The organism is Oryzomicrobium sp., from assembly GCF_021287045.1.
Lineage (GTDB): Bacteria > Pseudomonadota > Gammaproteobacteria > Burkholderiales > Rhodocyclaceae > Oryzomicrobium.
Map to the genome: position 1 here is coordinate 14,354 of NZ_JAJTBG010000017.1, position 20,967 is coordinate 35,320.

Consider the following 20,967-nt stretch of genomic DNA (forward strand, 5'->3'; position numbering starts at 1 on the left):
CCCACCAGAGGATCCGTCATGGCCAACCCGCCGCGCAAACCAGCCGTATCGATCAAGGAGTTCGTTTTCCTCTGGGAAGGCAAGAACCGGGAAGGCCGGATCGTCCGCGGCGAGTTGCGCGCCCCCAGCGAGACGGTGGTCAACGCCACCCTGCGTCGCCAGGCCATCCTGGTCACCAAGATCACCAAGCAGCGCTTCAAGCGGGGCGGCAAGGTCACCGAAAAGGACATCACCCTGTTCACCCGCCAGCTGGCCACCATGATGAAGTCGGGGGTGCCCCTGCTCCAGTCCTTCGACATCGTCGGCCGGGGCCACGCCAACCCGGCGGTGGGCAAGCTGCTACTCGACATCAAGGCCGACGTGGAAACCGGCAGCTCCCTGTCCCAGGCATTCCGCAAGTACCCGCTCTACTTCGACGCCCTGTTCTGCAACCTGATCGCCGCCGGCGAACAGGCCGGCATCCTAGAAACCCTGCTCGACCGCCTGGCCACCTACAAGGAAAAGATCCTGGCGATCAAGAGCAAGATCAAGTCGGCCCTGTTCTACCCCACTGCCGTAATCGCCGTGGCCTTCATCATCACCGCGGTGATCATGATTTTCGTCATCCCGGCCTTCAAGGAAGTGTTCAAAAGCTTCGGCGCCGACCTGCCGGCCCCCACCCTCATTGTGATTAGCATTTCCGACTTCTTCGTCGCCTACTGGTACCTGATCTTTGGCGCCGTCGGCGGTAGCCTGTACGCTTTCTTCGAGGCCTGGAAACGTTCGGAAAAGCTGCAAATGTCCATGGACCGACTCATGCTGCGCCTACCCATCTTCGGCGAGATCGTGCGCAAGTCGGTCATCGCCCGCTGGACCCGTACCCTGTCCACCATGTTCGCCGCCGGGGTGCCCCTGGTGGAATCCCTCGATTCGGTGGGCGGCGCCGCCGGCAACCACGTCTACAAGACTGCCACCCGCCAGATCCAGACCGAGGTCAGCACCGGCACCAACCTCACCAGCGCCATGCAGAACACTGCCCTGTTCCCCAACATGGCCATCCAGATGGTGGCCATCGGCGAAGAATCCGGTGCCCTGGATTCGATGCTGGGTAAGGTCGCCGACTTCTTCGAGCAAGAGGTGGATGACGCCGTCGAGGCCCTTTCCAGCCTGATGGAGCCGATCATCATGGTGATCCTCGGCGTGCTCATTGGCGGTATGGTGGTGGCCATGTATCTCCCCATCTTCAAACTGGGCTCTGTGGTCTGACCTCATGGATTTCGTCACTTTCTTCAGCAACACACCCACGGTCTGGACAGCACTGGCCACCGTGCTCGGGCTGCTCGTTGGCAGCTTCCTCAACGTGGTCATCTACCGGCTGCCCCTGATGATGGAGCGGGAATGGCAGGAGCAATGTGCCGAATTGCGCGGCGAAAGCCTGCCGGCCCAATCACCCCTGTCACTGGCCACGCCCCGTTCCCGCTGCCCCTCCTGCGGGCACGGCATTCCCGCCTGGGAGAACGTCCCCCTGTTCAGTTGGCTGCTGCTGCGGGGCAAGTGTTCCTCCTGCGCCACACCGATCTCTCCGCGCTACCCCCTGGTCGAGGCCCTGACCGGCGTGCTGACCGGGTTGGCAGCCTGGCACTTCGGCTTCACCCTGGCCGCCGCCGGCGCCATCCTGCTCACTTGGGCACTGATCACCCTGGCCTGGATCGACCTGGACACCCAGCTGCTGCCCGATTCCATCACCCTGCCGCTGCTCTGGTTGGGGCTGGGCCTGGCCCTCGTGCCGGCGTTTGCCGATCTGCACTCGGCGGTGATCGGTGCCATGGCCGGCTACCTGTCCCTGTGGAGCGTCTACTGGCTGTTCAAGCTGCTCACCGGCAAGGAAGGCATGGGCTACGGCGACTTCAAGCTGCTCGCCGCCCTGGGGGCCTGGATGGGCTGGCAGATGCTGCCGCTCATCATCCTGCTCTCGTCCCTGGTCGGCGCCCTGGTCGGCATCGCCCTGATCCTGGGCGCCGGGCGGGGGCGCAGCATCCCCATTCCCTTTGGCCCCTACCTGGCTGCGGCCGGCCTGATCGCCCTGTACGGCGGCAAGACCCTGACCAACGAATACCTAGCCCTGGTGTTGTGACCGTCAACGTATTGGCTTGAAACGCCAATCCGGTGCCCCATATGGCGCCGAGAGAGGGACTGGACCGAGGCGTCCCGCCCTTCGGCTATAATCTTTCGTTTTCCGGAACCGGCAGGCCATCGCCACGCCCGCCCCGGTTCCCGCTGGAGACTTTGCCATGCCCATTTACGAATACCGCTGCGACACTTGCGGCTTCCAGAAGGAATACCTGCGGAAGGCGAGCGATCCGCTCCTCACTACCTGCCCCGAGTGCGGCAAGGAAACCTTCACCAAGATGCTCTCCGCCGCCGGCTTCCAACTGAAAGGCAGCGGCTGGTACGCCACCGACTTCAAGGGCGGCAGCTCCTGCGCCGCATCTACCGGCGACGGCCCGCCCCCCTGCCAGAGCGGCGCCTGTCCCGCCGCCAGCTAAACCTGCCCGGGCCGGTTTTCCGGCCCGACCGTTTTTTCCGCCCTGCGAGCCGACACCCATGCGGTCTGGATTCCTCAAGCGCTATTTCATCACCGGTCTTCTGATCTGGGTGCCGCTGGCCATCACCGCCTGGGTGCTCAACCTGATCGTCGGCACCATGGACCAGTCCCTGCGGCTGCTCCCGGCCTCGATCCACCCCCAGAACCTGCTCGGGATGAACATCCCTGGCATGGGCGCCCTGATCACCCTGCTGGTGATCCTGGTCACCGGCATGGCCGCCGCCAACATCATCGGCCAGAAGCTGGTGCGCTGGTGGGAAGGCCTGCTCGCCCGCATCCCGGTGGTCAACTCCATCTACAAGGGCGTCAAGCAGATTTCCGACACCCTGTTCTCGCCCAACGGCCAGGCCTTCCGCAAGGCCCTGCTGGTCCAGTATCCCCGCGAGGGCTCCTGGACCATCGCCTTCCAGACCGGCCGCCCGGGCGGCGACGTGGCCAACCACCTGACCGGCGACTTCGTCAGCGTCTACGTTCCCACCACCCCCAACCCGACCTCGGGCTTCTTCCTGATGATGCCCCGGGCCGACGTGGTCGAACTGGACATGACGGTGGATGACGCCCTCAAGTACATCATTTCCATGGGTGTGGTCGCCCCGCCGATCCCCTCGACGGCCACCGCCCCCGGCACCCTCACCGCCTCCCGCTCCGCCCAGGTCTGACTCGGGCACGATCGCAGGCAGCAACCCTTTCATCAGCACTCAAGCCATCATGCGTTCTCACTACTGCGGACAACTCAACGCCTCCCTCGAAGGCCAGATCGTCACCCTGTGCGGCTGGGCCCACCGTCGCCGCGACCACGGCGGCGTCATCTTCATCGACCTGCGCGACCGGGAGGGCATGGCCCAGGTGGTGTGCGATCCGGATCGCCCTGAAATGTTCGCTACCGCAGAGTCGGTGCGCAACGAGTTCTGCCTGAAGATCACCGGCAAGGTGCGCCTGCGCCCGGCCGGTACCGAGAACAAGAACCTGGCCTCCGGCGAAATCGAAATCCTCTGCCAGGAGATCGAGGTACTGAACGCCTCGGTCACTCCGCCGTTCCAGCTCGATGAGGACAACCTCTCCGAGAACGTGCGCCTGACCCACCGGGTGATCGACCTGCGCCGCCCCCAGATGCAGAAGAACCTGCTGCTGCGCTACGCCGTGGCCCGCGCCTTCCGCCGCTTCCTCGACGCCAACGGCTTCATCGACGTGGAAACCCCGATGCTCACCAAGAGCACCCCGGAAGGCGCCCGCGACTACCTGGTGCCCTCCCGCGTCCATGACGGCCAGTTCTTCGCCCTGCCCCAGTCGCCCCAGCTGTTCAAGCAGCTGCTGATGGTGGCCGGCTTCGACCGCTACTACCAGATCACCAAGTGTTTCCGCGACGAGGACCTGCGCGCCGACCGCCAACCCGAGTTCACCCAGGTCGATATCGAGACCTCGTTCATGGGCGAGGCCGAGATCACCGCCCTGATGGAACAGCTGATCCGCGTGGTGTTCAAGGAAGCCCTGGACGTGGAGCTGCCCAACCCGTTCCCGCGCATGACCTACGGCGAGGCCATGGCCCGCTTCGGCTCCGACAAGCCCGACCTGCGCGTCACCCTGGAACTGGTGGACGTCACCGACGCCGTCGCCGACGTGGCCTTCAAGGTCTTCTCCGGCCCGGCCACCTCCGGCGGCCGTGTCGCCGCCCTGCGCATCCCCGGCGGCAGTACCCTGACCCGCTCCGAGATCGACGCCTACACCCAGTTCGTCGGCATCTACGGCGCCAAGGGCCTGGCCTACATCAAGGTCAACGACGTGGCCCAGCCCAATGAGGCTGGCTTGCAGTCGCCCATCGTCAAGAACCTGCACGAGCAGGCCCTCAAGACTATCCTCGAGCGCACCGGCGCCCAGAACGGCGACCTGATTTTCTTCGGCGCCGACAAGACCAAGGTGGTCAACGACGCCCTCGGCGCCCTGCGCATCAAGATCGGCCATGAAAAAGGCTACCTGAACGGCAAGGCCTGGGAACCCCTGTGGGTGGTGGACTTCCCCATGTTCGAGTACGACGAGGACGACAAGCGCTGGACCGCCTGCCACCACCCGTTCACCGCCCCCAAGGATGAGCACCTGGAGTTCCTCACCAGCGATCCTGGCAAGTGCCTGGCCAAGGCCTACGACCTGGCCCTCAACGGCTGGGAAATCGGCGGCGGCTCGGTGCGTATCCACCGCGCCGACGTGCAGGAGAAGGTCTTTACCGCCCTGGGCATCGACGAGGAAGAAGCCCAGCTCAAGTTCGGCTTCCTGCTCGACGCCCTCAAGTACGGCGCGCCGCCCCACGGCGGCCTGGCCTTCGGCCTGGACCGGATCGTCACCATGATGACCGGCGCCGAATCGATCCGCGACGTGATCGCCTTCCCCAAGACCCAGCGCGCCCAGTGCCTGCTCACCAACGCCCCCTCGGCAGTGGACGAGAAGCAATTGCGCGAGCTGCACATCCGCCTGCGCAACGTGGTCAAGGCCGAAGGCGCCGCCTGAGCACCGCCCAGCGCCGGCCGGATTGGCCGGACGCGTTGAAACCGGACCACCGGCGCGGTTCCTGCCGCGCCGGATGAGGACGCCCCCATGGCCCACTTCCTCCGCACCGTCCTGCGCCGCGCCGGCACCGCCGGCCTGACGGCCCTGCTGCTGGCCGGCCTGGCCACCGGCGCCGCCGCCCGCGGCCACCGGGACAACGCCGATCGAGCCGACACGGCCGCCACAACCGCCTTCACCGGTGGCACCATCGCCGCCGCCGAGCTTCCCGCCGAAGCCCGCCGCACCCTGGCGGCCATCCAGGCCGGCGGCCCCTTCCCCTACGCCCGGGACGGCGTCGTCTTCGGCAATTTCGAAAAACGCCTGCCGCTGCGCTACCGCGGCTACTACCGGGAATACACGGTGGACACCCCGGGTGCCCGCAACCGGGGCGCCCGGCGCATCGTCGCCGGCGAAGGCCCGGCCCGGGATGTGCGCCGCTCCGGCGAGTATTACTATTCGGACGACCACTACCGCAGCTTCCGCCAGATCCGCCCCTGACGCCCCGCCATGAGCCCCACACCCCACGACCCCGCTGCCGACCTGCCGGACGTGCAGGAACCCGACCTTGCCGCCATCCTGCGCCGTTCCGACCTGGGCGGCGTCTATGCCCTGCCCTTCTCCGGCCGCGGCGAGGTGGAACGGGCCTGCACCCTGTGCGGCCACCGCCTGCATAGCGCCGACGGCGAAGACAGCGAGGATGTGGGCATCGTCCTGGCCCTGCTCGGCCGCGACCTGCAACTGCCGGACTACTACGGCGCCAACTACGACGCCCTGGCCGACTGCCTGTGCGACGACGCCTGGGCCGCCCCCGCCGGCGGCGACGTCCCCGGTCAGGTGCTGGTGATCGGCGGCAGTGCCGCCCTCAAGAACGCCGATCCGGAAGGCTTCGACACCCTGTGCGCCGTTTTTGCCGCCGCCGCCGACTACTGGCGTGAAGCCGGCGTGCCGTTCTGGGTGTTTTTCGACCTGCCCGCCGACGGCCTGGCGGACCTGCCCATCCTGCCGGCCTGACGCAGCCGACCCGCCCTTACCCTCTTCCCTGCCGTGCCTTACAAGGTCCCGGAATCGGTCCTGGTGGTGATCCACACCCCGGACCTGGAGGTGCTGCTGATCGAGCGCGCCGCCCACCCCGGCTACTGGCAGTCGGTCACCGGCAGCCTGGAATCCGGTGAATCGCCACGGCAGACCGCCTGCCGCGAGGTCGGTGAGGAAACCGGCCTCGCACTGCCCCCCGCGCGTTTTTGCGACTGGCAGCTGACCAACCGCTTCGCCATCTTCGCCGAGTGGCGCCACCGCTACGCTCCGGGTGTCAGCCACAACGTCGAGCACGTATTTTCCCTGGTGGTGCCGGCCCCCTTCGCCCCCCGCCTGGCTCCCGACGAGCACCGGGACGCCTGCTGGCTGCCCTGGCGCGACGCCGCCGCCCGTTGCTTCTCCTGGACCAACCGGGACGCCATCCTGATGCTCCCGGACCTCGCCGCCCGCTCCTCCCGGCCCTGATCCGGCACGCCACAAGCTGCGCCGGATCAAACACTCGCCACGGCCCTCTTGAAAACGGCGATTCCGCTTCTATATCGGTAATGTCCGGCGTCGGACGCCCCATCATGGCGCCGCCGCCATCGTCCGTTTCCGACTTCGTTTCGAGGAGGACTACCATGGCCAACTTACTCAGCCGATTCGCCGCCCCCCGTTCCGTCGCTTCCGGTCTGCCCGACCCCTTCGACGAGCTGTTCAAGGGCTTCTTCGTCCGGCCGGTGGAATTTCCCAACCAGCCCGGAGCGCCCACCATGCGCATGGACGTGAAGGAAAACGAGGAGGGCTACCAAGTCCACGCCGAACTGCCCGGGGTCAAGAAGGAAGACATCCAGGTCACCATCGACGGCGGCACCCTGTCCATCTCCGCCGAAGTGCGGCAGGAGAAGGAAGAGAAGGAAGGCGACCAGGTGCTGCGTGCCGAACGCTACTTCGGCAAGGTCTCGCGCAGTTTGCAGTTGCCCCACGAGATCGACGAGGCCGCTGCCGCGGCCCGCTTCGCCGACGGCGTGCTGGAACTGACCCTGCCCAAGCGCCAGGGCACCAGCAGCAAGCGCCTGACCATTTCCTGAGCACATCCGGCCCCCCGAGTGGGTCTAGGCGGTGGCAGTTCATCTAGCGCCGTCGCCGAAGCCGGCCCTCCCGCACCGCGGGGGCCGGCTTTTTCTTTCGCTGACGCGGCGGGTAGAATTCGCGGGCTTCGATTACCGGAACCCGCCATGACCAGCACCGCCCAACCGTCGCTCCCCGCCTTCAAGGCCGCCATCCTGGCCGAGGCCCTGCCCTACATCCGCAAGTTCCACGGCAAGACCATCGTGGTCAAGTACGGCGGCAACGCCATGACCGACGAAAAGCTCAAGCAGTGCTTCGCCCGGGACGTGGTGCTGCTCAAGCTGGTGGGCCTGAACGTGATCGTCGTCCACGGCGGCGGCCCCCAGATCGAGAACCTGCTCGGCCGGGTCGGCAAGAAGGGCGAATTCATCCAGGGCATGCGCGTCACCGACGCCGAGACCATGGAGATCGTCGAGATGGTGCTGGGCGGCCAGGTCAACAAGGACGTGGTGAATCTGATCAACCAGGCCGGCGGCAAGGCCGTGGGCCTGACCGGCAAGGACGGCGGCTTCATCCGCGCCAAGAAGCTGATGCTGCCCAACAAGGACAATCCGGACGCCCCCATCGACGTGGGCCAGGTGGGCGACATCACCCAGATCGACCCGTCCCTGATCAGCTTCCTCGACCAGGGCCAGTTCATCCCGGTGATCGCGCCCATCGGCGTGGGCGAGGACGGCGAGTCCTACAACATCAACGCCGACGTGGTGGCCGGCAAGCTGGCCGAGATTCTCAAGGCGGAAAAGCTGGTGCTGCTGACCAACACCCCCGGGGTGCTGGACAAGGCCGGCAACCTGCTCACTGGCCTGACCCCCAAGCAGATCGACGACCTGGTGGAAGACGGCACCCTCTCCGGCGGCATGCTGCCCAAGATCGGCTCGGCCCTGGACGCCGCCCGCAACGGGGTGAAGAGCGTGCACATCATCGACGGCCGGGTGGAGCACGCCCTGCTGCTGGAAATCCTCACCGACCACGGCGTCGGCACCATGATCAAGAGCCACTGACCCACCGTCGCCCCGCCTCGGGGCGGCAACCCCGCACCGCGCGCACCGCGCCGCAATACCAGCACGGTGCCGCCCAAGCCCGGCTTACGCCGGGCTTTCTTTTGTCCGTCGCCGGAATCTGACAACCTCGAAATTCAACTTACCGTAACCGATAGCTCACTAAGTAATTTCCACAATATCTGCACCAAAGCAGGGCACGTAAGGTTGGCGCCGCAGTCGAGCATGGGCCGCAGAGCCCGGTCGCTGCCATGCCGCCCCCCAACCCCAAGAGCAAACGAATCCAGAGAGGAGACTTCATGTCCCGTACCACGTCCCCGCGCCGTCCGTCCCGCCTCAAGCAACTGGGCTTCCTCGTCCCCCTGGCCCTCCTCAGCGCCAGCGCCCTGGCCCAGGGCCCGGTCAACGTGCACGGCAAGGAGAAGATCGGCACCGTCCAGCAGGTCTACGACGGCGCCCTGTTCCCGGATGTCCAGGTCAACACCTTCCGCAACATCGACCGCCTGTTCTCTACCCGCACCGTCAACCACGGCACCAAGGTCTATCCCCTGCCCGCCGCCGACAAGACCCTGGGCAACTTCAAGTTCACCTCCAACGGCAAAGACTACGACCTCTACGACTACGTCTCCCTCAACCGGGTGAGCGGCCTGCTGGTGATCAAGAACGGCAAGGTGGCCTTCGAGAACTACCAACTGGGCAACAGCGACAAGACCCGCTGGATGTCCATGTCGGTGGTCAAGTCGATCACCGCCACCCTGATCGGCGCCGCCATCAAGGACGGCTACATCAAGAGCATCGACGACCCCGTCACCCGCTATCTGCCCCAGCTGGCCGGCAGCGCCTACGACGGCGTGAGCGTGCGCAACCTGCTCCAGATGGCCTCCGGGGTGAAGTGGAACGAGACCTACACCGATCCCAACTCCGACCGTCGCCACATGCTCGAAGTGCAGAACAGCCAGAAGCCCGGCGGCGTGCTTGAGCTGATGGCCAAGCTGCCCCGCGCCGCCGAGCCCGGCACCCGCTGGAACTACAGCACCGGCGAGACCCACGTGGCCGGCGCCCTGGTGCGCGCCGCCGTCGGCAAACCGGTGGCCCAGTACCTGTCCGAAAAGATCTGGAGCAAGTTCGGCATGGAATCCGACGCCACCTGGTGGCTCGAATCCCCGGACGGCCTGGAAGTGGGCGGCAGCGGCCTGTCCGCCACCCTGCGCGACTACGGCCGTTTCGGCCTGTTCCTGATGGGCGGCGGCAAGGCCGGCGGCGAGCAGGTCCTGCCCGACGGCTGGGTCCAGGAAGCGGGCAGCCCGAAGATGGTGGACGGCAAGCAGGTCAACTACGGCTACATGCTGTGGCCGATCCCGAACGCCGCCGGCACCATCAACGAAGGCGCCTTCGAAGCCCGCGGCATCTTCGGCCAGCACATCTACATGAACCCCAAGGAAAACGTGGTGGTCGTGGTGTGGAGCGCCCTGCCCAAGCCCACCGGCAAGGCCACCGTCGGCGACAACGACTTCTTCGCCGCCGTCAGCCAGGCCGTGCGCTGACCCGGGACGCTGCCGGCGCGGCCTCGCGCCGGCAGCCCCCTTTGCACCGCGCCCCCGCCGTCACTGCCGGGGGCGCGGTCACGTCCGGCCCGGCCTCCGGGCCCAGACCCCGGGAGTAGAATCGCCCCATGGTTTCCCCCGCCCCCCACCGCCGCGACCGGGTCTGGCTGTTCGATCTGGACAACACCCTGCACAACGCCAGCCCCCACATCTTTCCCCACATCAACGCCTCGATGACGGCCTACATCCAGCAGCACCTGGGGCTGGACGAGGCCGAGGCCAACCGTCTGCGCCAACACTACTGGACCCGCTACGGCGCCACCCTGCTCGGGCTGATGCGCCACCACGGCACCGACCCGCGCCACTTCCTCTGGCACACCCACCAGTTTCCCGACCTGCCGCGCATGGTAGTGGCGGAAAAGCGGCTCGGCCATGCCCTGGAGCGCCTGCCCGGACGCAAGGTGCTGTTCTCCAACGCCCCCCTGCACTACACCGAGGCCATCCTCGACATCACCGGCATCGGCCCCCACTTCGACGCGGTCTACACCGTGGAGCGACTGCGCTTCCAACCCAAACCACTGATGGCCGGCTTTGTCCGCCTGCTGCGCAACGAGCGCCTCGACCCGCGCCGCTGCATCATGGTCGAGGACAGCTTGGCCAACCTGCGCACCGCCAAGCGCCTGGGCATGACCACGGTGTGGGTAAGCACCGGCTCGCGCCAGCCGCCCTACGTGGATGCCACCGTGCGCTCGGCCTGCGACCTGCCCCGGCTCATGCCCCTGGCCTGCGGCCGGCTATAATCGCCCTAACCGCCGGCCACCTGCCCCACCGCCACCGCGCCGGACGGACCAAAATCACTCAGGGATTCCATACATGGCAAGCAAACCGGGGGAGCGCCGGCTGCAGATCCTGCAGACCCTGGCGGAAATGCTGGAGGCGCCCAAGGGCGAAAAGATCACCACCGCCGCCCTGGCGGCCCGGCTGGAGTGTTCCGAGGCGGCCCTGTACCGGCACTTCGCCAGCAAGGCCCAGATGTTCGAGGGGCTGATCGAATTCATCGAATCCAGCCTGTTCGGCGTCATCAACCAGATCGGCGCCGAAGAGCCCCGGGGCCTGGCCCAGGTGGAGCAGATCCTGGCCCTGCTGCTGCGCTTCGCCCAGAAGAACCGGGGCATGACCCGGGTGCTGGTGGGCGACGCCCTGGTCAACGAGAACGAGCGCCTGCAAGCCCGCATCAACGCCCTGCACGACAAGGTCGAGGCGGCCCTGAAGCAGTCCCTGCGGGTGGCCGCCACCCAGGGCCAGGTGGGCGCCGGTGCCGATATGGCGGCCCTGGCCAGCCTGCTGCTGTGCTTTGCCGTGGGCCGCTGGCAGCAGTACGCCAAGAGCGGCTTCACCCGGGAGCCCCTGGCCCAGTGGCCCCAGCAGTGGCCGCTCCTGGCCATGGCCTGCCTGGCCACCGCCGGCGAGGCCGAACCGGCCTGAGCCAAAAGACGCATCGCCAAACCCCGCGCCAGGCGCGGACCTTCGCGCCCCCTGCTTGAAGAGGCGCAAAAACAAAGGGCCTTGGTGACAGCATCGCCAAGACCCTTTATCCATGCGGGGTTTGAGCCACCCGAGGTTTCACTCCCAGGGCGGCGAACCCCACTGGCGTGTTAGCCCCGCTCCTTCAGCCAGGCGGCGGCGTCCAGGGCGAAATAGGTGAGGATGCCGTCGGCGCCGGCCCGCTTGAACGACAGCAAAGCCTCCAGAACGCAGGCCTGCTCGTTCAGCCAACCGTTCTGGATGGCGGCGCGCAGCATGGCGTACTCACCGCTCACCTGGTAGGCGTAGGTGGGCACACCGAACTCGTCCTTCACCCGGCGCACGATGTCCAGGTAGGGCATGCCGGGCTTGACCATGACCATGTCGGCGCCCTCGTCCAGATCCTGGGCCACCTCGCGCAGGGCCTCGTCGGAATTGCCCGGGTCCATCTGGTAGGTGTACTTGTTGCCCTTGCCCAGGTTGGCGGCAGAGCCCACGGCGTCGCGGAACGGGCCGTAGAAGCTGGAGGCATACTTGGCCGAATAGGCCAGGATGCGGGTGTGGATCAGCTTCTTGTCGTCCAGGGCGGCGCGGATGGCCCCGATGCGGCCGTCCATCATATCCGAGGGGGCCACCACGTCGGCGCCGGCCTCGGCGTGGCAGAGGGCCTGCTTGACCAGCACCTCCACCGTCTCGTCGTTCATCACGTAGCCGCGCGGATCGTTCGGGGCGATCAGGCCGTCCTGGCCGTGGCTGGTGTAGGGGTCCAGGGCCACGTCGGTGATGACACCCAGTTCGGGGAATTCCTTCTTCAAGGTCCGCACCACGGTGGGCACCAGGCCCTCCGGGTTGTAGGCCTCCTCGGCCAGTTCGCTCTTGCCCGCCTGGCCGATCACCGGAAACAGGGCCAGGGCGGGCACCCCCAGGCCGAGGGCCTTCTCGGCGGTCTTCAGCAACAGGTCCAGGGTCTCGCGCTCGACCCCGGGCATGGAGGCCACGGCTTCGCGGCGGTTACTGCCTTCAAGGACGAACACCGGGTAGATCAGGTCATCGGCGGTGAGCACCGATTCGCGCATCAGGCGGCGGGAAAAATCGTCGCGGCGCATGCGGCGCATCCGGGTGGTGGGATAACGCCCTGGCAGACGGCTCATAACGGCTCCTGGAAACTATTTCGAAAAAATTAACGAGCCCCGGGAACTAAACGGAACGGCGCGAACTCTACCCATGCAGATGGTTCTCACCGTCTCCCGCTTTACCTCCCTGAGCGGGTGCCTTAATCACATTAAGGCATTTCACCCCCGGTTCCCCCTTATCCGGGGGTTTTTTTTTGCCGGGGGCAGACTCACCCGTCCCGCTGCCGGACGCCCTGCCCGCAAGGCACGGCGCCGGCCCCGCTCATTTGGCCGGCGACGCTTTATCCGCTACCGGCCGGGGATTGCGCTTGACCTTGTTGATCTTGTCCAGGCGGCGCTTTTCGGCGGCCGCGGCCGCCTCTTTCTTAGCCTCGGCGGCGGCGCGCACGTCCTCGGGATCGATGCCCAGCCAGGGGGCCAGCACCGCTTCCGCCTCTTCGATGCCGGTCTTCTTCAGGCTGGAGAACAACTGCACCGTGACCCGGTCGCCCCAGTCCTTGGCCGCCTCCCGGGTCACCCGCAGGGATTTGGACTGCTCGGCCCGGGTCAGCTTGTCGGCCTTCGACAGCATGATGTGCACCGGCTTGCCGGTGGGGGCGAACCAATCGAGCATGTGCCGGTCGAGCTCGGTGAACGGGTGGCGGCTGTCCATGATGATGACCAGCCCGGCCAACTGCTCGCGGCGCGCCAGGTAAGGCCCCATCAGCCGGTCCCACTGGGCGCGGATCTCTTCCGGCGCCTTGGCGAAGCCGTAGCCCGGCAGGTCCACCAGGTACTTGCCCGGAGCCAGGGTGAAATAATTGAGGTGCTGGGTGCGGCCCGGCGTCTTGGAGACGTAAGCCAGGCGCGTATGGTTGGCCAGGGTATTGATGGCCGACGATTTTCCCGCGTTGGAACGCCCGGCGAACGCCACTTCGCGCTCGGCGTCGGTGGGCAGATCGGCCAGGCTGGCCACGGTGGTGAGGAAAACCGCCTTTTGGAACAAAGGCATGATGCTCGCCCAGAAAAAGCAAAGTGCTATAGAATATCAGGTTTGCAAAATCCTCGATTTGCAGCCTGTTTCAAGGCCCAGACCCGGTCGCGCTGGTCTGCATCGCAGCGGTCTGGCCTCACACGATTCATCCCGCCAATTTCGCCAGTTTGAAAAAATAGGAGTCCGGACATGACGCGTCTCTCGGCGCTGGTGCTTCTGCTCGTCGCCAGCATTTCCTCCGCCGTGGCCACCGAAGCCGCCGCCCCCAAGGCCGACCCGGCCAAGGCCAAGGCCATCGTCGACGGCGTCTGCGTCGCCTGCCACGGTGCCGACGGCAACAGCCCGGCTTCCGCCAACCCGAACCTGGCCGGCCAGCACCCGGACTACATCTACAAGCAGCTGAGCAACTTCAAGGCTGCCGAGGGCAAGCCCGCCCTGCGCAACAACCCGATCATGGGCGGCATGGTCGCCGCCCTGTCCGACGAAGACATGCGCAACCTGGCCGCCTACTTCGGCGAGCAGAAGCTCAAGCCCCAGGTGGCCAAGGACGACCCCGCCAAGCTCGCCCTGGGCAAGAAGCTGTGGCGCGCCGGCGACCTGAACCGCGGCATTCCCGCCTGTGCCGGCTGCCACGGCCCCGCCGGTGCCGGTCTGCCCGCCCAGTACCCGCGCCTGAGCGGCCAGTACGCCGACTACACCGCCACCCAGCTGAAGGCCTTCCGCGGCGAAGAGCGGGCCAACGACGCCGAAGCCGTGATGCGCACCATCGCCGGCAAGCTCTCCGACAAGGAGATCGCCGCCGTTGCCGAGTACGCTGCCGGCCTGCGCTAAGCCGCACCGCTCGCGCCAGTCGCACTCAGCAAAATGGGCAGCCCTAGGGCTGCCCGTTTTGCTTTTGGCGCCGGCGGATGAGACTCCGCGCCGGGCCCGCCCCGCACAGTCGCCTTGCCCCTGGAATTATCCGTAAGCCCCCTGGTCTAACAGGGACTTTCCGGCACCTGCCGGCGTCTGCTGTTCAGCCAGGCACGATGCGGCCTGGCAGCCCTCAGGAGGAGGCACGATGAAAACCATCGCCCGTCTGCTGCACCAGAAGCCGCACCAACGGATCATCAGCACCACCCCGGACGAAACAGTGTTCGACGCCCTGGCCAAGCTGGCCGAGTTCGAGATCGGCGCCCTGCCTGTCATGGAAGGGGAACGCCTGGTCGGCATCTTTTCCGAGCGGGACTACGCCCGCAAGGTGATCCTGCACGGCAAGAGTTCCCGGGAAATCCCGGTGCGCGAAATCATGACCAGCCGGGTGATCTACATTCCGCCGAGCCTGACCGTGGAAGAGGGGCTGGCCCTGATGACTGACAAGCGCATCCGCCACCTGCCGGTGATGGAAGGCGAGCGACTGATCGGGCTGGTGTCCATCGGCGATCTGGTCAAAGCCAAGATTTCCGAACAGGAATTCATCATCGACCAACTGGAGCGCTACATCACGCGCTAACCTGCTTGCGCCCGGCGCCCGCAGCCGCCAACCGTTCCCACCCCGCCCACATCCGCCCGGCCAGGGTCTATGCCGGCTCTTCGGGCTTGCCCACGGCCGCCCCGGCATTGTTTTCGGCGGCATGGGCGGCCAAGTCCGCCAGTTCGGCGGCACTGAAGCCGGCGGCAAGGCGCGCCTCGGTATTGAACGGCGGCTTGACCCGGGGCGCCCGGTAATCGTCGAGCAGGCGCCGGTAAGTGGCCTCGGCGGGCAGGCCGCGCTCCGCGCACAAGTGGCGGAACCAGCGGTCGCCCAGGGCCACGTGCCCCACCTCGTCACGCAGGATCACCTCCAGGGCGGCCACCGTCTCCGCATCCCCGGCCTGGCGGAAGCGCGCCAGAATCGGCGGCGTGGCGTCCAGCCCCCGGGCCTCCATCAAGCGCGGCACCAAGGCCATGCGCGCCAGGGGGTCGTCGGCGGTCTTCAGCGCCAACTCCCACAGGCCGTTGTGGGCTGGGAAATCCCCGTAGTCGTAATCGAGCCCGCGTAACCGCGCCCGGATCAGGCCGAAGTGCAGGGCCTCCTCCGCCGCCACCTGCAACCAGCCGCCATAGTAGTCGGCGGGCAGACCGCGGAAGCGGAAGGCCGCATCCAGGGCCAGGTTGATAGCGTTGAACTCGATATGGGCTACGGCGTGGAGCATGGCGCCCCGCCCTTCCCGGGTGCCGACCCCGCGCAGCGGCACCTGGGCCGGGGGCACCAGTTCCGGACGGGCAGGCCGCCCCGGCACGGGCAGGGGGATCGCCGGCACGGCCGCGCAATCGTCTCCCAACGCGGCCCAGCCGCCTGCCTGCCAGTCGACCCACAGGGCGGTGGCGGCGACGCACTTGGCGTCCGGGTCGGTTTCGCGCAGGGCGGCCAGGATGCGGGCGAACAGGCCCGGGCGGGAAGAAGGGAGAGGGGAAGGCACGGGCGATGCCGGCGTACTGGCATCACGCACCGTTACAAGTCGGTCGGTCATGGCGGGATATTTTAAGCGGCTCCGCTGTCAGGAATTAAGGCCCTGCACCGACTCACGGACAGCAGTGACCGATCCCGGTGCGCCGCGCCATTTCGAGATTTCCCGCGAGGCTGCCATGCCCCTTCTGATCCGCCGCCCCTCCGACATCCGGCCGTCGGAAATCACCTCCCCGGAACACTTCAGCCGCCGCCGCGAGCTGATCGCCGCCCTGGGCCTGGGCCTAGGCGCCGCCGGCCTCGCTCTCCCCCGCCACGCCCTGGCCGCCCCGGCGCCGGCCGGCGTATCGCCCCCCACCGGCTTTCCCCCGGTGGCCCGGGCCGCCCCGGGCAGTCCCTGGTTCAGCGACGAGGCCCAGACGCCGAAGAGCGCCATCACCAGCTACGGTAATTTCTACGAATACGGCGTAGACAAGGCCGACCCGGGCAAGTACGCACCGGGCCTGCTCAAGACCCGCCCCTGGACCGTGGCGGTGGAAGGCGAGGTGCTCAAGCCGCGCACCTTCGCCATCGACGACCTGCTCAAGCTCGCCCCCCTGGAAGAGCGCATCTACCGGCTGCGCTGCGTCGAAGGCTGGAGCATGGTGGTGCCCTGGGTGGGCTATTCCCTGTCCGCGCTGATCAACAAGGTGGAGCCCACCGGCAACGCCAAATTCATTGAATTCGTCACCCTGGCCGACCCGGCCCAGATGCCCGGGGTTCGCTCGCCCCTGCTCGACTGGCCCTACGTCGAAGGGCTACGCCTGGACGAGGCCCGCCACCCCCTGACCCTGCTCGGCCTGGGCCTCTACGGCGAGGCCCTGCCGGCCCAGAACGGCGCCCCGGTGCGCATCGTGGTGCCCTGGAAGTACGGCTTCAAGAGCGTCAAGTCGATTGTCAAGATCCGCTTCCTGCGCGAACAGCCCACCTCCACCTGGACCCGGGCCGCTCCCTCCGAGTATGGTTTCTACTCCAACGTCAATCCGGCGGTGGACCACCCGCGCTGGAGCCAGAAGACCGAACGGCGCCTGGGCGAATGGCGCCGCCGCCCCACTCTGCCCTTCAACGGCTATGCCGACCAGGTGGCCAGCCTGTATGCCGGCATGGACCTGAAAAAGAATTTCTGAACATGCACCAATCTCCCCCGCGCCGCAGCGCGCCGATCCCCCTGCCCCCCTACACCCCCGGGCGGGGCATGCTCGCCACCATCAAGATCGTGCTGTTTGCCGTCTGCCTGATCCCCGCGGTGCGGTTGGCCACGGCTTTGCTCGGCGACAACCTGGGCCCCAACCCGATCGAGGAATTGCAAAAGGACCTGGGCTTCTGGACCCTGACCTTCCTGTGGATCACCCTGGCGGTGACGCCGCTGCGCCAGCTCACCGGCCAGCACTGGCTGGTGCGGCTACGCCGCATGCTCGGCCTGTTCGCCTTCTTCTACGGCTGCCTGCATTTCGCCAACTGGCTGGGGCTGGACATGGGCTTCGACGGCGAGCTGATCGTGGACGACCTGACCAAGCGTCCCTTCGCCATCCTCGGCTTCGCCACCCTGCTGCTGATGGTTCCCCTGGCGGCCACCTCCAGCAACCGGGCGATCAAGTGGCTCGGCGGCAAGCGCTGGCAGGCCCTGCACCGCTCGGTGTACGCGGTGGCGATCCTGGGCATGGTCCATTACCTGTGGGGGGTGAAGAAGATCGCCCTGACCACGCCGCTGATCTTTGCCGCCCTGCTGGCGGTGCTGCTCGGCTACCGGGCCTGGGACCGGGCGCGGCGCTTCACCCCGGCCGGCCGAGGCGAGCCGCCGGGCGGCATGCCCCGGGTGGTACCGACGGTGACGGTGCAGCCGGTGCGCTTCATGGAGCGGCCCAAGTAGGCTGGCGACTCTCGCCCCATAAACGACAAGAGCGCCGCGGCCAAGCCGGGCGCCCTTGTGCTTTTGGCAGTGTGCCGCCGGCCTACTTGAGCGAGCCTCCCGCCGGACGCTCCATGAAACGGACGATGGCGCGGCCGTCGTCGGCCGTCTTGCGCTCGGCTTTCCAGGCGTGACCGTAGACCACCTCCACTGTGGCCGGCAGGCGGCCGTCGGGCAGGTGCCGGTAGGCGGCCTCCAGCTCACGCCAATGGCTGGCGGTGGTCAGGCCGCGGCGCCGGCCGGCCAGGGCGCAGGTGCTGCCCAGGCCCTTCAGCTCGGCCAGCAGGGCGCCCAGGTCGGCGTAGGTGAGGGTCAGGGCTTCCATGTCCATCACCGGGTCGGCAAAGCCAGCGTGGACCAGCAGGTCCCCCAGGTCGTGCATGTCGATGAAGGGATGGGTCAGGGCGGGCGCCCCTGCCGCCACGCCGGCGGCGCGCAGCTCGCGCAGGGTGTCCGGCCCCAGGGTGGCGAACATCCACAGGCCACCCACCTCCAGCACCCGGGCAGTCTCGGCGATGGCCGGGCGCGGGTCGGCCAGGTCGGCCAGCATCAGATTGGACCACACCAGCCCCAGGGAGCGGGACGGCAGCGGCAGGGCCTCGGCGGAGGCCGCTGCCCGAAACGCCGCGCCAGTGCTTGATTTGCCGAGCAGCCCCTTGGAGAACCGCGCCAGTCGTGCGGTTAGCGAGGCATCCTGTGGAGATCGGCCAGCCATGAGCATTTCCGGGCAGGCATCGATGCCGATCACCGTCGCCGCCGGGTAGCGGGCCTGGAGCATGGCCAGGTCGGCGCCACTGCCGCAGCCCAGGTCCAGAACCCGGCTGGGGCTGATGGTCACATAGTCGAGGCGCTCGGCCATGCGCCCGGCGATCTCCCGGGGCAGGAAGGCGTGGGTGTCGTAGCCCGCCGCCGCCCGGGCCTGGGCGCGGCGCTGGCGGGCGCTGTCGAAAACGGGAAAGCCGCCAGCAGTGCTGGCGGCTTTCGGCGCGTGGGGCTCGTGACCTACGGGCAAGGGGTCAAACGCCCTTCAGGCCCAACTTGGCGAACAGCGCGTCATCCCGGCCGGTGTCCGGGTTGCCGGTGGTGAGCAGCTGGTCGCCGTAAAAGATGGAGTTGGCACCGGCCAGGTAGCACAGGGCCTGCAACTCTTCGCTCATCTCGCGGCGGCCGGCGGACAGGCGAACGAAGGAGGTGGGCATGGAGATGCGGGCGGCGGCGATGGTGCGCACGAACTCGATGCCATCCACCGCTTTGGCGCCGGCCATGGGGGTGCCGGGCACTGCCACCAGGTTGTTGATGGGCACCGACTCCGGGGCCGGCGACAGGTTGGCCAGCTGGGCGATCAGGCCGGCCCGGTTGCGCCGGGTCTCGCCCATGCCGACGATGCCGCCGGAGCAGACGTGGATGCCGGCGTCGCGCACCTTGTCCAGGGTGTCGAGACGGTCGCCGTGGGTGTGGGACTTGATCACCTGGCCGTAGAACTCCTTGTCGGTGTCCAGGTTATGGTTGTAGTAGTCGAGGCCGGCCTCGGCCAGCTTGGCGGCCTGGCCTTCCTTGAGCATGCCCAGGGTGACGCAGGTCTGCAGGCCCAGGGATTTGACCGCCTTGACCATCTCCACCACCGAATCCAGGTCCTTGTCCTTGGGGCCGCGCCAGGCGGCGCCCATGCAGAAGCGGGAAGCGCCTGCGTCCTTGGCGGCCTTGGCGGCGGCCACCACCTCGTCCAGGGGCATCATGCGGTCCGGGCCGGTCTTGGCGTCCACGTGGGTCTCGTAACGGGCCGACTGGGAGCAGTAGCCGCAATCCTCGGAACAGCCGCCGGTCTTCACCGAAAGCAGGGTGGAACGCTGGATGGCGTTGGGGTCGAAGTACTCGCGGTGCACCTGGGCGGCCCGGTACACCAAGTCCATGAAGGGCAGGTCGAACAGGGCCAGCACGGCATCCACCGTCCAGGGCGTCGCGGCGGGGGCGGCAGAAGAAGCCGGGGCGGAGCGTTCGGCAACGGAGGTGTGCATGGGCGGTCTATCCAGAGAAGCGGGGCACAACCATGCGCAGCGAGGCCGCATCCATGTGCCCGAAAAAACGAAAGCCCCGCAAGGTCGGACCCGGTTCGTGAAACCGGGGAGCGGGGCATCTGTAATTATGAATAATCGGTGATTTCCCGAAGGGTGTCAATTTTACCCAAAGCCGGGCAAAACCCCAGCCCCGATGACGCCCTGCTCGCCAAAAACCCCTTTCGCAATAAGGATTTGACGGTAGCATAGGTAGTATCGCCCGCCCGCCGGAGCCCCCATGCACCTACGCCTCGCCGGCCCCCGCGCCGCCCTCGGACTGCTGCTCGACACCCTGCTGCCGCGGGAGTGTCCCCTATGCGGCGGCCGCCTCGCCCCCAGCAGCGACGCGGTCCTCGACCTGCTGTGCGCCGGCTGCCGCGCCGACCTGCCGCAACTCCCCGACGCCCGCTGCCCGGTGTGCGCCAGCCCCAGCGCCGGGAACCAGCCCTGCGGCGCCTGCCTGCGCCATTCGCCCCGCTTCGACGCCACCTTTTCCGTCTGGCCCTACGCCTACCCGGTCAATGGACTGATCCAGGCCCTCAAGTACGGCAGCCGCCTCGATCTGGCCGCCCCCCTGGCCCAGGCCCTGCTCGCCGAGCTGAAGCACCCGGACTCGGCCCAAGCCCGCTACTGGCCGGTGACCGGATGGGACGCGGTGATTCCCGTGCCCCTGCACGACGAACGGCTACGGGAACGGGGCTACAACCAAGCCCAGGAATTGGCCCGCCCCCTCGCCCGGCTGCTCTGCCGCCCCCTGTGGGACGATGCCTTGCACCGGGTCCGGGCAACCCCGTCCCAGGCCGGCGAAAGCCGCGAAGAACGGCTCAAGGGGGTGCGCACCGCCTTCGTCGCGGCAGAAAAAGTGGCCGAGCAGCGGGTGCTATTGGTGGATGACGTGATGACCACCGGCGCCACGGCGGACGCCTGCGCCCACGCTCTCAAGGTGGCCGGCGCAACGGCGGTGGGCGTGGCGGTGGTGGCCCGCACACTGCGTAGTTGAAGCGGGGCAGCGAAGACTGCACGACAAAAGCCGGCCCGGTGGCCAAGGCGTCACGATGCGGCGTCGGTGCCGATCCACCTAATCCCGGCGCAGCCGTT

At 67.5% G+C, this 20,967-nt stretch carries 23 protein-coding genes; 18 read left to right on the forward strand and 5 right to left on the reverse strand.

The genetic code is table 11. The features are described 5' to 3' along the window. Positions 1 to 18: 18 nt before the first annotated feature. The 13 genes from LWW89_RS15725 to slmA all read left to right on the forward strand — a co-directional run bounded on the left by LWW89_RS15725 (position 19) and on the right by slmA (position 11,294). Positions 19 to 1,245, forward strand: a complete 1,227-nt coding sequence (locus LWW89_RS15725) for a type II secretion system F family protein (RefSeq protein ID WP_293265852.1) — start codon at positions 19 to 21, stop codon at positions 1,243 to 1,245. A 4-nt stretch (positions 1,246 to 1,249) separates the two neighbouring features. After that, positions 1,250 to 2,113 carry an A24 family peptidase gene (locus LWW89_RS15730; protein WP_293265854.1) on the forward strand — a complete coding sequence of 288 codons (864 nt, stop codon included), beginning with the start codon at positions 1,250 to 1,252 and terminating at the stop codon, positions 2,111 to 2,113. Between the two features lie 157 nt (positions 2,114 to 2,270). Further along, a complete protein-coding gene (locus tag LWW89_RS15735) occupies positions 2,271 to 2,525 on the forward strand; it encodes a zinc ribbon domain-containing protein (protein ID WP_293265855.1) in 255 nt (84 codons plus the stop codon). Positions 2,526 to 2,583: 58 nt separating this feature from the next. Further along, complete coding sequence (locus LWW89_RS15740) at positions 2,584 to 3,243, forward strand: DUF502 domain-containing protein (RefSeq protein ID WP_293265856.1); 660 nt, start codon at positions 2,584 to 2,586, stop codon at positions 3,241 to 3,243. Between the two features lie 49 nt (positions 3,244 to 3,292). Beyond that, entirely contained in the window at positions 3,293 to 5,083 is a 1,791-nt protein-coding gene (gene aspS, locus LWW89_RS15745; RefSeq protein ID WP_293265857.1) for an aspartate--tRNA ligase, read from the forward strand. An 87-nt stretch (positions 5,084 to 5,170) separates the two neighbouring features. Further along, complete coding sequence (locus tag LWW89_RS15750) at positions 5,171 to 5,620, forward strand: ribonuclease domain-containing protein (RefSeq protein WP_293265859.1); 450 nt, start codon at positions 5,171 to 5,173, stop codon at positions 5,618 to 5,620. A 9-nt stretch (positions 5,621 to 5,629) separates the two neighbouring features. Beyond that, positions 5,630 to 6,133, forward strand: a complete 504-nt coding sequence (locus LWW89_RS15755) for a barstar family protein (protein ID WP_293265861.1) — start codon at positions 5,630 to 5,632, stop codon at positions 6,131 to 6,133. A gap of 33 nt (positions 6,134 to 6,166) precedes the next feature. Next, positions 6,167 to 6,622: a dihydroneopterin triphosphate diphosphatase gene (gene nudB / locus LWW89_RS15760; RefSeq protein ID WP_293265863.1), complete on the forward strand. Its 456-nt coding sequence runs from the start codon at positions 6,167 to 6,169 to the stop codon at positions 6,620 to 6,622. 155 nt (positions 6,623 to 6,777) lie between these two features. Further along, positions 6,778 to 7,227, forward strand: a complete 450-nt coding sequence (locus LWW89_RS15765) for an Hsp20/alpha crystallin family protein (RefSeq protein WP_293265865.1) — start codon at positions 6,778 to 6,780, stop codon at positions 7,225 to 7,227. 147 nt (positions 7,228 to 7,374) lie between these two features. After that, the gene (argB, locus tag LWW89_RS15770; RefSeq protein WP_293265867.1) at positions 7,375 to 8,268 is read left to right on the forward strand and encodes an acetylglutamate kinase; all 894 of its coding nucleotides are present in this window, start codon (positions 7,375 to 7,377) and stop codon (positions 8,266 to 8,268) included. 296 nt (positions 8,269 to 8,564) lie between these two features. Then, complete coding sequence (locus LWW89_RS15775; RefSeq protein ID WP_293265869.1) at positions 8,565 to 9,809, forward strand: serine hydrolase; 1,245 nt, start codon at positions 8,565 to 8,567, stop codon at positions 9,807 to 9,809. 128 nt (positions 9,810 to 9,937) lie between these two features. Further along, entirely contained in the window at positions 9,938 to 10,609 is a 672-nt protein-coding gene (locus LWW89_RS15780; protein WP_293265871.1) for a pyrimidine 5'-nucleotidase, read from the forward strand. Positions 10,610 to 10,682: 73 nt separating this feature from the next. Next, the gene (gene slmA / locus LWW89_RS15785) at positions 10,683 to 11,294 is read left to right on the forward strand and encodes a nucleoid occlusion factor SlmA (RefSeq protein WP_293265873.1); all 612 of its coding nucleotides are present in this window, start codon (positions 10,683 to 10,685) and stop codon (positions 11,292 to 11,294) included. A gap of 170 nt (positions 11,295 to 11,464) precedes the next feature. Here the strand turns inward: slmA and hemB are convergent, their stop codons facing one another. Continuing rightward, complete coding sequence (gene hemB / locus LWW89_RS15790) at positions 11,465 to 12,484, reverse strand: porphobilinogen synthase (RefSeq protein ID WP_293265875.1); 1,020 nt, start codon at positions 12,482 to 12,484, stop codon at positions 11,465 to 11,467. A 244-nt stretch (positions 12,485 to 12,728) separates the two neighbouring features. Further along, entirely contained in the window at positions 12,729 to 13,457 is a 729-nt protein-coding gene (gene yihA / locus LWW89_RS15795; RefSeq protein WP_293265877.1) for a ribosome biogenesis GTP-binding protein YihA/YsxC, read from the reverse strand. Positions 13,458 to 13,628: 171 nt separating this feature from the next. On the opposite strand from yihA, the gene LWW89_RS15800 reads away from it, so the two are divergent. Together LWW89_RS15800 and LWW89_RS15805 are read left to right on the forward strand one after the other, a co-directional pair. Further along, positions 13,629 to 14,270 carry a c-type cytochrome gene (locus LWW89_RS15800; RefSeq protein WP_293265879.1) on the forward strand — a complete coding sequence of 214 codons (642 nt, stop codon included), beginning with the start codon at positions 13,629 to 13,631 and terminating at the stop codon, positions 14,268 to 14,270. Positions 14,271 to 14,499: 229 nt separating this feature from the next. Next, the gene (locus LWW89_RS15805) at positions 14,500 to 14,931 is read left to right on the forward strand and encodes a CBS domain-containing protein (RefSeq protein ID WP_293265881.1); all 432 of its coding nucleotides are present in this window, start codon (positions 14,500 to 14,502) and stop codon (positions 14,929 to 14,931) included. Positions 14,932 to 14,998: 67 nt separating this feature from the next. Here LWW89_RS15805 and LWW89_RS15810 read toward each other — a convergent pair whose 3' ends face one another. Next, complete coding sequence (locus tag LWW89_RS15810; RefSeq protein WP_293265883.1) at positions 14,999 to 15,880, reverse strand: ferritin-like domain-containing protein; 882 nt, start codon at positions 15,878 to 15,880, stop codon at positions 14,999 to 15,001. A gap of 166 nt (positions 15,881 to 16,046) precedes the next feature. Here LWW89_RS15810 and msrP point away from each other — a divergent pair, with 166 nt between their 5' ends. Both msrP and LWW89_RS15820 read left to right on the forward strand, forming a co-directional pair. Then, positions 16,047 to 17,033, forward strand: a complete 987-nt coding sequence (gene msrP / locus LWW89_RS15815; protein ID WP_293265885.1) for a protein-methionine-sulfoxide reductase catalytic subunit MsrP — start codon at positions 16,047 to 16,049, stop codon at positions 17,031 to 17,033. Positions 17,034 to 17,035: 2 nt separating this feature from the next. Then, positions 17,036 to 17,776, forward strand: coding sequence for a protein-methionine-sulfoxide reductase heme-binding subunit MsrQ (locus LWW89_RS15820; RefSeq protein ID WP_293265887.1), 741 nt, complete (start codon positions 17,036 to 17,038; stop codon positions 17,774 to 17,776). Between the two features lie 82 nt (positions 17,777 to 17,858). Here LWW89_RS15820 and LWW89_RS15825 read toward each other — a convergent pair whose 3' ends face one another. Both LWW89_RS15825 and bioB read right to left on the reverse strand, forming a co-directional pair. Then, positions 17,859 to 18,827, reverse strand: a complete 969-nt coding sequence (locus LWW89_RS15825) for a methyltransferase domain-containing protein (protein ID WP_293265889.1) — start codon at positions 18,825 to 18,827, stop codon at positions 17,859 to 17,861. A gap of 4 nt (positions 18,828 to 18,831) precedes the next feature. Next, positions 18,832 to 19,830 carry a biotin synthase BioB gene (gene bioB / locus LWW89_RS15830; RefSeq protein WP_293265891.1) on the reverse strand — a complete coding sequence of 333 codons (999 nt, stop codon included), beginning with the start codon at positions 19,828 to 19,830 and terminating at the stop codon, positions 18,832 to 18,834. Positions 19,831 to 20,107: 277 nt separating this feature from the next. On the opposite strand from bioB, the gene LWW89_RS15835 reads away from it, so the two are divergent. Further along, on the forward strand, positions 20,108 to 20,869 hold the full coding sequence (locus LWW89_RS15835; RefSeq protein ID WP_293265892.1) for a ComF family protein: 762 nt from the start codon (positions 20,108 to 20,110) through the stop codon (positions 20,867 to 20,869). Positions 20,870 to 20,967 lie beyond the last annotated feature (98 nt).

What these genes read in the sequence shown, in the direction of transcription:
- LWW89_RS15725 (WP_293265852.1), top strand. Translation starts at nt 19, where the DNA reads ATGGCCAACCCGCCGCGCAAACCAGCCGTATCGATCAAGGAGTTCGTT.
- LWW89_RS15730 (WP_293265854.1), top strand. Translation starts at nt 1,250, where the DNA reads ATGGATTTCGTCACTTTCTTCAGCAACACACCCACGGTCTGGACAGCA.
- LWW89_RS15735 (WP_293265855.1), top strand. Translation starts at nt 2,271, where the DNA reads ATGCCCATTTACGAATACCGCTGCGACACTTGCGGCTTCCAGAAGGAA.
- LWW89_RS15740 (WP_293265856.1), top strand. Translation starts at nt 2,584, where the DNA reads ATGCGGTCTGGATTCCTCAAGCGCTATTTCATCACCGGTCTTCTGATC.
- aspS (WP_293265857.1), top strand. Translation starts at nt 3,293, where the DNA reads ATGCGTTCTCACTACTGCGGACAACTCAACGCCTCCCTCGAAGGCCAG.
- LWW89_RS15750 (WP_293265859.1), top strand. Translation starts at nt 5,171, where the DNA reads ATGGCCCACTTCCTCCGCACCGTCCTGCGCCGCGCCGGCACCGCCGGC.
- LWW89_RS15755 (WP_293265861.1), top strand. Translation starts at nt 5,630, where the DNA reads ATGAGCCCCACACCCCACGACCCCGCTGCCGACCTGCCGGACGTGCAG.
- LWW89_RS15765 (WP_293265865.1), top strand. Translation starts at nt 6,778, where the DNA reads ATGGCCAACTTACTCAGCCGATTCGCCGCCCCCCGTTCCGTCGCTTCC.
- argB (WP_293265867.1), top strand. Translation starts at nt 7,375, where the DNA reads ATGACCAGCACCGCCCAACCGTCGCTCCCCGCCTTCAAGGCCGCCATC.
- LWW89_RS15775 (WP_293265869.1), top strand. Translation starts at nt 8,565, where the DNA reads ATGTCCCGTACCACGTCCCCGCGCCGTCCGTCCCGCCTCAAGCAACTG.
- LWW89_RS15780 (WP_293265871.1), top strand. Translation starts at nt 9,938, where the DNA reads ATGGTTTCCCCCGCCCCCCACCGCCGCGACCGGGTCTGGCTGTTCGAT.
- slmA (WP_293265873.1), top strand. Translation starts at nt 10,683, where the DNA reads ATGGCAAGCAAACCGGGGGAGCGCCGGCTGCAGATCCTGCAGACCCTG.
- hemB (WP_293265875.1), bottom strand. Translation starts at nt 12,484, where the DNA reads ATGAGCCGTCTGCCAGGGCGTTATCCCACCACCCGGATGCGCCGCATG.
- yihA (WP_293265877.1), bottom strand. Translation starts at nt 13,457, where the DNA reads ATGCCTTTGTTCCAAAAGGCGGTTTTCCTCACCACCGTGGCCAGCCTG.
- LWW89_RS15800 (WP_293265879.1), top strand. Translation starts at nt 13,629, where the DNA reads ATGACGCGTCTCTCGGCGCTGGTGCTTCTGCTCGTCGCCAGCATTTCC.
- LWW89_RS15805 (WP_293265881.1), top strand. Translation starts at nt 14,500, where the DNA reads ATGAAAACCATCGCCCGTCTGCTGCACCAGAAGCCGCACCAACGGATC.
- msrP (WP_293265885.1), top strand. Translation starts at nt 16,047, where the DNA reads ATGCCCCTTCTGATCCGCCGCCCCTCCGACATCCGGCCGTCGGAAATC.
- LWW89_RS15820 (WP_293265887.1), top strand. Translation starts at nt 17,036, where the DNA reads ATGCACCAATCTCCCCCGCGCCGCAGCGCGCCGATCCCCCTGCCCCCC.
- bioB (WP_293265891.1), bottom strand. Translation starts at nt 19,830, where the DNA reads ATGCACACCTCCGTTGCCGAACGCTCCGCCCCGGCTTCTTCTGCCGCC.
- LWW89_RS15835 (WP_293265892.1), top strand. Translation starts at nt 20,108, where the DNA reads ATGCACCTACGCCTCGCCGGCCCCCGCGCCGCCCTCGGACTGCTGCTC.